Origin of the sequence: Cyanobium sp. BA20m-p-22, assembly GCF_024346275.1 — a bacterium.
Classification (GTDB): domain Bacteria; phylum Cyanobacteriota; class Cyanobacteriia; order PCC-6307; family Cyanobiaceae; genus Cyanobium_A.
On record NZ_JAGQCQ010000146.1, the window covers coordinates 1 to 8764 of the forward strand.

Sequence of the window (8764 nt, forward strand, 5' to 3'; positions counted from 1 at the left end):
TCACCGCTCTGGCCGCTGCAATGCAGGCAAGTTTGCTGGAGTCACATGATCACGAAGCCCTGCGTCGCCGTGCCCAGGATTTCGCCGTACCCCGGATTGCGGATCACTATCTGGCCTACTTCCGTTCCATGGGAGCCAAGATATGACGGCGGCACCTCGCCCCTGTCCGCTCTGTGAGGCCCAGGCTTCAGGGCCAGCCTTTCCCTACGCGATCCGTTTCGCCAACCAGATCTTCCGCTATGTGCGCTGTCGGGATTGCCGCACGGTGTTTGTTGACCCGGTGCCCGATGCGGCCTGCTTTGCGCAGATGTATGACAAGGCCAATTACCACGATTCCTTTTACAGCGCCAACGATCTGACACCCTATCGACAGGCTGCCGCCCTTTTGCGCCAGTTCGCACCGTCTGGATCCACCGTTCTGGATTATGGCTGTGGTGTCGGTCACTTTCTCCAGGCCGTGAAAGCCGAGGGCTTTGATCCCTATGGCGTGGAATTTGATGCGCCCGCTGCAGCCGCTGCTGCAGTTCATGCGGGCTGCTCTGTAGTCACCGTGGCCGATCTCGATCGTGCGTACGCCGGTCAGCTTTTTGATGTGATTCACCTTGGCGATGTGCTCGAGCATCTGCCAGATCCCGCCGCCACTCTTGCTGGCTTATTGGCTCGGCTCAGGCCCGGTGGCCTTTTGTTTGTGGAAGGGCCGCTGGAGACCAATCCATCACCCGTGTACTGGGCGGCACGGTTCTTCGGCGGCGTAAAGCATTGCCTCAAGCCGGCCGAGATCGGCTGTGGCGTGCCGACCCATCTTTTTCGCACCTCCGCACCAGCCCAATCCCGCTTTTTCCGCCAGCGATTTCCTGACCTGCAGCCAATGTATTGGCAAGTTTCGGAATCTGGCTGGCCCTATGCTCAGGGTAATTGGATCAAGAGGCGAGTCGCGGCTGCGGCTCTTACCCTCGGCGGCAGAACTTTTGCTGGGATCCAGCTAGGCAACCGCTTTAAAGTGCTGTATAGTTTTTCTAGCTAAGTCGGCAGGCCTTTTCTATCGTGTGTGGCCTTGCTGGTTTGCTCAGGTCCCCTCAGTTCTCTGCTGAAGATTTGGCAGGCCAGGCCGCTGCGATGGCCTCCGCTATCGCCCACCGCGGCCCCGATGATTCCGGTGTGTGGTGTGATCCGAGCGCAGGATTAGCCCTCGCCCACCAACGCCTGGCGATCCTGGATCTCTCCCCAGCTGGCCACCAGCCAATGGAGAGTGCCACCGGCCGCTACGTGATCGCCTTTAACGGCGAGATCTACAACCACCAGGCCCTGCGGCGGGAGCTGGAGAACACAGGCTCTTTGCAGCGCCCCTGGCGTGGCCATTCCGACACGGAAACCCTGCTGGCAGCCATTGAGGCCTGGGGCCTGGAGGCCACCTTGCAACGCAGCTCCGGCATGTTCGCACTGGCGCTGTGGGATCGGCGCGAGCGGAGGCTGCAGCTGGCCCGCGATCGGTTCGGCGAAAAGCCGCTCTATTACGGATTCTCAAGAAGTGGATCCGATCAAACCCTGATCTTTGGATCGGAGCTGGCCGCGCTGCGGGCCTATCCGGGCTTCACCAACGCGATCGATCGCCAGGCCCTGGCCTCATTGCTGCGCTTCACGGTAATTGCTGCTCCCCAGTGCATCTATGCCGGTATTCGCCAACTGTTGCCGGGCCACTTGCTCTGCCTCTCTCTGCCGCTACCGGCAGAACTGCCGGAGCCCAGGCCTTGGTGGTGTTTCCGTTCCCTGCTGAGTGAGTCACTCCAGCAGCCCTTTGGCGATGCGCAGGAGGCTTACCAGGCGCTGGAGGCGGCACTTACCGCAGCGGTGCAACAGCAGACGCTCAGCGATGTACCCCTGGGCACTTTCCTCAGCGGAGGCGTGGATTCCTCCCTGGTCACCGCCCTGCTCCAGGCCCAGAGCAGCCGGCCCGTGCGCACCTTCACGATCGGATTCGATGAGGCCGGCTTCAATGAGGCCCCCTATGCCCGTGCCGTGGCCGCGCACCTGGGCACCGACCACAGCGAAACCGTGCTCACCGCAGCGGATGCCCGCCAGCTGATCCCGAGCCTGGCAACGCTCTATCCCGAGCCCTTCGCCGATTCTTCCCAGCTGCCCACCCATCTGGTGTGCCGCGAGGCTCGCCGTAATGGCCTCACCGTGGCCCTCACCGGTGATGGCGGTGATGAGCTCTTCGGGGGGTACAACCGCTACTTCTGGGGCAGCCGCGCCTGGGATCGCCTGGCCTGGCTGCCCTGGCCTTTGCGACGCTGGTTCGGGCACGCGATTCGCAGCCTGCCGCCCGCCGGCTGGGATGCCCTCGGCCGGCCCCTGCCGGTGCACCAACTTGGCCACAAGGCCCACAAGCTGGCCGAGCGTCTGGTCCATGTGCGCACTCCCGATGATCTATACCGCTCCCTGGTGAGCGAATGGCGTGATCCGGCCACCCTGCTCCAGCCCGACACCACAGGCCACCCGGTGCAGGATCCCTCATCGCCGCTGGATTGGCCCCTACCGGGCGGCCTGGCGGGCGACGCCGTGGCCCGAATGATGGCCACCGACACGCTTAACTACCTCCCCAACGACATCCTCACCAAGGTGGATCGGGCTGCTATGGCGGCCAGCCTTGAAACCCGCACCCCTCTGCTCGATCACCACGTGGCTGCCCTTGCCTGGCGTCTGCCGATGGCCATGAAAATTCGCGGCGGCCAGGGCAAGTGGGTCCTGCGCCAGATCCTCTACAAGCATGTGCCTCGCCACTTGATCGAGCGCCCCAAGGCAGGCTTTGGCATGCCGATTGGCCAGTGGCTGCGGGGGCCTCTGCGGGAATGGGCAGAAGACTTGCTTGAACCAGGGCTGATGCAGCGTCAGGGATATTTGCGCCCCGAACCGATTCAAATCATCTGGCGCCAGCATCTCAGTGGGCGGTTTGATCACACCTCAAGGCTGTGGGCCGTGTTGATGTGGCAGGCGTGGCTGGCGGAGTGGGGATGAAGCAGGTTCTCTATCTCACCCGCAATGGCTTGTTGGAGCCCCTGGGCCAGAGCCAGATCTTCCCCTACATCCGCGGATTGAGCCGCGATTACAAGATCACCCTGATCAGCTTTGAAAAGCCGGCAGACGTTGCCGCTCACTCCTTGCTTCACCGGGCTCGCGAGCGGTGCGGTGAGCTGGGGCTGCGTTGGATCCCGCTCCGCTTCCGATTGAAGCCGCGCCCCTGGGCGCCGGCCCTGGCGGTCCCCCAGCTGGCGCTTGTGGCCCTCTGGCAATGGCGTCGCCGGCCCAGGCCCCAGCTGGTGCATGCCCGTTCCTACGTGCCGGCCGCGATCGCCCTGCTGTTGTATCGCCTCACCGGCGTGCCGTTCATCTTCGACATGCGGGCCCTCTGGCCCGAGGAGCTGATCACCGCTGGCCATCTCCGGCGTGGATCGCTGCTGCATCGGGCCTTGCTCGCTTTGGAGCGGCGTTGCCTGCAGGAGGCCAGCGCCGTGGTGTCGCTCACCCACGCAGCCGTGGGCTATCTGCAGGGCCGCTACCCCCGCGAGCTTGCCGGCCAGCGGATCGCTGTGATTCCCACCTGCGCGGATCTGCAGCGCTTTCAGCTGGCTGAACCGGCCCCTGGCGCTCCCCTGGTGATTGGCTGCATCGGCACCGTGCTCAGCGGCTGGTTTCTGATCGCTTGGCTGAGGGCTTTTTTTGAGGCCATCTCCCGCGCCGATCCCACAGCACGTTTTGAACTGATCAGCCGAGATGCGCCAGCGGCAATTCTTGCTGCGCTCCATCCCGCCCCCTCTTGGGCCGATCGACTGCTTATTCAATCGGCAGCTCCAGCCGAGATGCCTTCCATCGTGAAACAGCACACCGCTTCGGTGATGTTCTTCACCGGAGGGCTCAGCAAGCTGGGCAGCAGCCCCACCCGCATGGCTGAGGTGCTCAGCTGCGGGCGGCCCGTGGTCGCCAATCCGGGCGTGGGCGATGTGGAGCAGGTGATCCGCCAGCACCGGGTGGGTGTGATGGCGAGCGGATCCAGTGCTGAGCAGATGGATGCCTGCTTTGCCGAGCTGTTGGAGCTCTTGCAGCATCCCGATCTCGCTAACCGTTGCCGCCGCACTGCTGAGGCGTTGTTTTCTCTCGAATCCGGCACTACTTCCTACCGAGATCTCTATGCTTCAATCCTTGATTAGATTATGAATCGGAACCGCATCTATTGGCAAGGCCGAGCCACGCTTTGACGCAGCAGAGGAAGTGCGGTAGTCTTAGCTATATCGCTAATCCACGCTTGCGTCTTTCGGTCTCCTGCGTATCAAGCTCAAAAGCTCAAAGGAAATGCAAGCACCTCTAAAAAGATACTCATTTGAAGCTGTTTCACATTGTGAAATGTGTGGATTCGCCGACTCCATGAATGCTGTTCTTGGCCAACGGCTGAATTGTCGCCAAGGCGTCTCCAGGGCAGGGCTGACGGGAATATCGGTAACGATCAAACGGTGCAAAAATTGTAGGCTAATCTATCCAAACCCCCTTCCAATCCCTTCTTCAATTTCTGACCACTATCAAGTGCCACCAGAGAATTACTGGGTAAACAATTACTTTTCTTGGGACTCCAGCTATTTTAACAGGCAAATAAAAGATTATTGTCGACTTGCTGGGGCCGAAGTCGCTCATGCGAAAACAGTAAAAGTATTGGATATTGGCTGTGGCATAGGTAAAGCTCTTCGCGCACTCACGCAAGCGAAGTTCGATGCATGGGGCATTGAGCCTTCCTCCACTTTCTGTGCAAAAGCGCGCGAATTCACTGGATTAGATGACACAAGAATTATCAACTCATCGATTGAAGGCGCTGTCTTGCCAGAAGCCGAGTTCGACTTTGTCACCTTTGGTGCAGTCTTTGAACATCTGTATCATCCCCGAGAATGCCTTGAGAAAGCTCTTGCCTGGCTCAAGCCCGGAGGAATAGTGCACATAGAAGTTCCTAGTTCTCGCTGGCTAATAGAATCCATGTATCAAATTTACCTTAAGGCAACTGGCTCCTCTTTGTGTGCATACCTTTCGCCAATGCATTCGCCCTACCATTTGTATTCATTCGCAAAAAATCGTTCGAGACTAATCAAGAAGCAATGGGCTTCGTCCTCTCGGAATCAAGGATTGACCCTTGCACTATTTACTATTTTCCCGCCTTTATAAAGCCATTAATCAGCCGTTTTATGCGAGGCACTGGAACCGGCATGCAACTCACAGTCTATCTTCAAAAAATATAGAAGCTTTTGCTTCTGGACTTCTGTTTTGAAAAAGTTTGCCGGTGGCATATCTGTCCGCGTTCTCGGCCTTTCCCTCTACGGCCCCCAAGCCGCCAGCCACCGCGTGCGGCTGTCGCAGTTCCAGCCGGGCCTAGCCGCCGCTGGCATCGATCTGCAGATCCAGTCGCTGCTCGATAACGCCTACCTGCAACGCAGCTTCAACGGTCGTCGCCCCTCCCTACAGGGCCTCCTCGCCGCCTATGGCCGCCGTCTCCAGGCCCTGCGCCAGGCCGATCGCTTTGATCTGGCGATCGTCTACGCCGAACTGCTGCCCTTCCTCTACGACTGCGACGACGCCTTCTTCCTCAAATACCGTTCCGGCCGCCACGCAAGTACTAGTGTACTATGGCTTGAGCGGCAAAGGCTCGGCGTGGGTAGGGTTTGGCTCTTCGACATCCAAGGCTGGATCACCCTGTTCATCGGCGGCCTGCTCGCGCTGATCACCTTCTTCTCGGCCTACAGCCATGTCTCCATCCCATTCGGCGGCACCGCCCAGATCAATCAGCAAATCGGAGTACTACTCCTCGCTGCCCTGGTTCCGGCGTTGCTTGGCGATGTTGAATTGGCGACCCGTCGTCGACTACGAGCTGAGAGAGATCGAGTTCGATCGGAAAGAAATCGAATACAAGCAGAGAATGCAGCAGCTGCAGAACGAAGAAGAGCAGCTTCTGAAAGAAGACGAGCTGCTGAAGATCGAACAACAGCAGCGGCAGATCGCGCACGAGCAGAGGATGAGGCAGCTCGAGAGAGAGATCGCGCGGCTCGACGAGCTCAACTCCAAAATCGATACGCTCTTTTCCAGCTCCAGCACCAACTCGAGCCCACACCAGAGCACATCCGACAACTCCGAGGCCTGATCGGCTTCCTCCTGGAATACGGCGAATTCGCGTGATCCGCGTTCTCGGCCTCTCCCTCTACGGCCCCCAAGCCGCCAGCCACCGCGTGCGGCTGTCGCAGTTCCAGCCGGGCCTAGCCGCCGCTGGCATCGACCTGCAGATCCAGTCGCTGCTCGATAACGCCTACCTGCAGCGCAGCTTCAGCGGTCGTCGCCCCTCCCTACAGGGCCTCCTCGCCGCCTATGGCCGCCGTCTCCAGGCCCTGCGCCAGGCGGATCGCTTTGATCTGGCGATCGTCCACTGCGAGCTCCTGCCCTTCCTACCCGGCTGGCTGGAGCGCCAGCTGCTCCAGATCCCCTTCCTCTACGACTGCGACGACGCCTTCTTCCTCAAATACCGCTCCGGCCGCCTGCGCCCGCTCCAGCCCTTGCTCGGCGCCAAAGCCGATCGCCTGATGACGGCAGCCGAGGCCGTTACCGCTGGCAACACCGCGCTGGCGGCCTACGCCCGCCTCTTCAACAGCAACGTCACCGTGCTGCCCTCGGTCGTCGACACCGATCAGTTCTACCCAGCCGAGCCCCCGCCAGCTGAGCGGATAGGCGAACCCTTCACCCTGGGCTGGATCGGCAGCCCCTCCACGGCGCCCTACCTTCAGCTGCTGGTAGAGCCCCTGCAGCAGCTGGCTCGCGAACGCCCCGTGCGCTTGTTGGTGGTGGGCGGCCCCGCCCCGGCCATCACCGGCGTGGAGGTGATCGAGCAGCCCTGGAGCCTGGAGCAGGAAGTGCCCCTGATCCAGCAATTCGATGTGGGTGTGATGCCATTGCCGGATACCCCCTGGGCCCGGGGCAAATGCGCCTACAAGCTGATCCAGTGCATGGCCTGCGGCATTCCCGTGGTGGCATCCCGCGTGGGGGCCAATGTGGAAGCTGTGTCGCCTGATTGCGGTTTGCTGGCTGATTCGTGTGAGCAGTGGCTGGCGGCGTTTCGACGCCTGGCTGCTGATCCATCGCTTCGCCGGCGCATGGGCCGAGCCGCTCGCCAGTGGGTGGAGCAGCGCTATTCCCTGCGCAGCGCCTTGCCCGTACTTACCGACTTGATTCAGCGAACTGTCGCTGCCCACCCCAGCCGATGAGCACGAGTCCCAACCTCGACCCCCGCACCGTCGCCAGCTTCGGCGATGAATGGCATCGCTTCGATCAGCAGGGCATGGCTCCCGGGGAAGCCGAACGCGTGTTTGGCGACTACTTCGCCATCTTTCCCTGGGAGCAGCTGCCGCCCAATGCAGAAGGGTTCGACATGGGCTGCGGTTCCGGCCGCTGGGCCCGCTTCGTGGCGCCGCGCGTGGGCCGGCTGCACTGCATCGATCCCTCCAGCGCCCTGGCCGTGGCCCGCCAGACCCTGGCTAACCAGTCCAACGTGCAGTTCCACCAGGCCTCAGTGGCCGCCAGTGGCCTGCCACCCAACTCCCAGGATTTCGGCTACAGCCTCGGCGTGCTCCACCACGTGCCCGATACCGCCGCCGCCATCCGCTCCTGCGCCGAGCTGCTCAAACCCGGCGCGCCCCTGCTGCTCTACCTCTATTACGCCTTCGACAACCGCCCCCGCTGGTTCCGCCTGCTCTGGCACCTCTCCAACGCCGCCCGCCTGCTAATCCGCCGCCTGCCGCCCCGCCCCAAGCAGCTCGTCACCGACCTGATCGCCCTCACCATCTACTGGCCCCTCTCCCGCCTCGCATCCCTTGCAGAAGCCGCCGCCCTGCCAGTGGCCTCCTTCCCCCTCAGCTACTACCGCCACTGCAGCTTCTACACCCTCCGCACCGACGCCCGCGATCGCTTCGGCACCCCCCTGGAGCAGCGCTTCAGCCGCGCCCAGATCCGTCAGATGTGCAGCGCTGCTGGGTTGGTGGATCTGCGCTTTTCGACGCGGGCGCCTTATTGGTGCGTGGTGGGGGTTAAGGCCAAGGGAGCAGGCGCGGAGTAGGGGCGCGTGGCGCTTACGGTTTTTAGCCCTCGGCACACCACCTCTGCCGTACCAAACATCCAAGTACTGATGTACTATGCAGTGAGCGGCAAGGCCCCGGTATGGGTAGGGTTTTCAGTGTGGATAAAAAAGGCCAGCTCACCGTTGCTGCCGCAATCTTGCTGGCGCTGATCACGCTGTTCACGAGCTATGACCACATCACCATCCCCGGAGCACACGCTTCCCTTCAACTACCGCAGCAAGCAGGCATTCCTCTCCTCGCTGCCGCCGTGGCGGCAGCTGTTGGCGAAGCTCAACTGGCATCCAACAGTCGAGCTGAAAGTGCAGAGGTACGCGATCGAACAGAGGCTGAAGCGGCTCGACGAGCTCAACTCCAAGCTCGATGCACTCTTGTGCAGCTCCAGCACCAGCTCGACCCCACCCCAGAACACACCCGACAGCTCCGAGGCCTGATCGCTTTCTTGCTCGAATACCAGCCATTCATCTGAGGGCTGCAGCTCCTGAGCGACCCCACGCCAGGGGCCCACATTGGCCGACGTGGCCCAGGCAACTCGTTCCGGCAGAACGTCCTCTCGGCTCTGAGCGGAGCCCATTCCAATCCAGGTCTCCATGGCTCTCGGCGTGCTCCACCAC

Annotated in this window: 8 protein-coding genes; 7 read left to right on the plus strand and 1 reads right to left on the minus strand. The window is 61.6% G+C overall.

What is annotated here, in order from left to right; all coding sequences use genetic code 11:
* Positions 1-142 precede the first annotated feature (142 nt).
* The 7 genes from KBZ15_RS12855 (at position 143) to KBZ15_RS12885 (ending at position 8131) form a co-directional block, all read left to right on the plus strand.
* Positions 143-1024 carry a bifunctional 2-polyprenyl-6-hydroxyphenol methylase/3-demethylubiquinol 3-O-methyltransferase UbiG gene (locus KBZ15_RS12855; RefSeq protein ID WP_255015589.1) on the plus strand — a complete coding sequence of 294 codons (882 nt, stop codon included), beginning with the start codon at positions 143-145 and terminating at the stop codon, positions 1022-1024.
* A gap of 20 nt (positions 1025-1044) precedes the next feature.
* A complete protein-coding gene (gene asnB, locus KBZ15_RS12860) occupies positions 1045-3015 on the plus strand; it encodes an asparagine synthase (glutamine-hydrolyzing) (protein ID WP_255015590.1) in 1971 nt (656 codons plus the stop codon).
* On the plus strand, positions 3012-4205 hold the full coding sequence (locus KBZ15_RS12865) for a glycosyltransferase (RefSeq protein WP_255015591.1): 1194 nt from the start codon (positions 3012-3014) through the stop codon (positions 4203-4205). Before asnB ends, KBZ15_RS12865 begins: the two co-directional genes overlap by 4 nt.
* Before the next feature lie 214 nt (positions 4206-4419).
* Positions 4420-5202, plus strand: a complete 783-nt coding sequence (locus KBZ15_RS12870) for a bifunctional 2-polyprenyl-6-hydroxyphenol methylase/3-demethylubiquinol 3-O-methyltransferase UbiG (protein ID WP_255015592.1) — start codon at positions 4420-4422, stop codon at positions 5200-5202.
* A 99-nt stretch (positions 5203-5301) separates the two neighbouring features.
* Positions 5302-6207 (plus strand): hypothetical protein, encoded by a 906-nt coding sequence (locus tag KBZ15_RS12875; RefSeq protein WP_255015593.1) that lies wholly within the window; start codon positions 5302-5304, stop codon positions 6205-6207.
* On the plus strand, positions 6204-7283 hold the full coding sequence (locus tag KBZ15_RS18570) for a glycosyltransferase family 4 protein (protein ID WP_255015594.1): 1080 nt from the start codon (positions 6204-6206) through the stop codon (positions 7281-7283). Before KBZ15_RS12875 ends, KBZ15_RS18570 begins: the two co-directional genes overlap by 4 nt.
* Positions 7280-8131 carry a bifunctional 2-polyprenyl-6-hydroxyphenol methylase/3-demethylubiquinol 3-O-methyltransferase UbiG gene (locus tag KBZ15_RS12885; RefSeq protein WP_255015595.1) on the plus strand — a complete coding sequence of 284 codons (852 nt, stop codon included), beginning with the start codon at positions 7280-7282 and terminating at the stop codon, positions 8129-8131. Before KBZ15_RS18570 ends, KBZ15_RS12885 begins: the two co-directional genes overlap by 4 nt.
* Positions 8132-8361: 230 nt before the next feature.
* On the opposite strand, the gene KBZ15_RS12890 is transcribed toward KBZ15_RS12885, so the two are convergent.
* Positions 8362-8764: hypothetical protein (locus KBZ15_RS12890; RefSeq protein WP_255015596.1), on the minus strand; the 403-nt coding region annotated here is incomplete at its 5' end.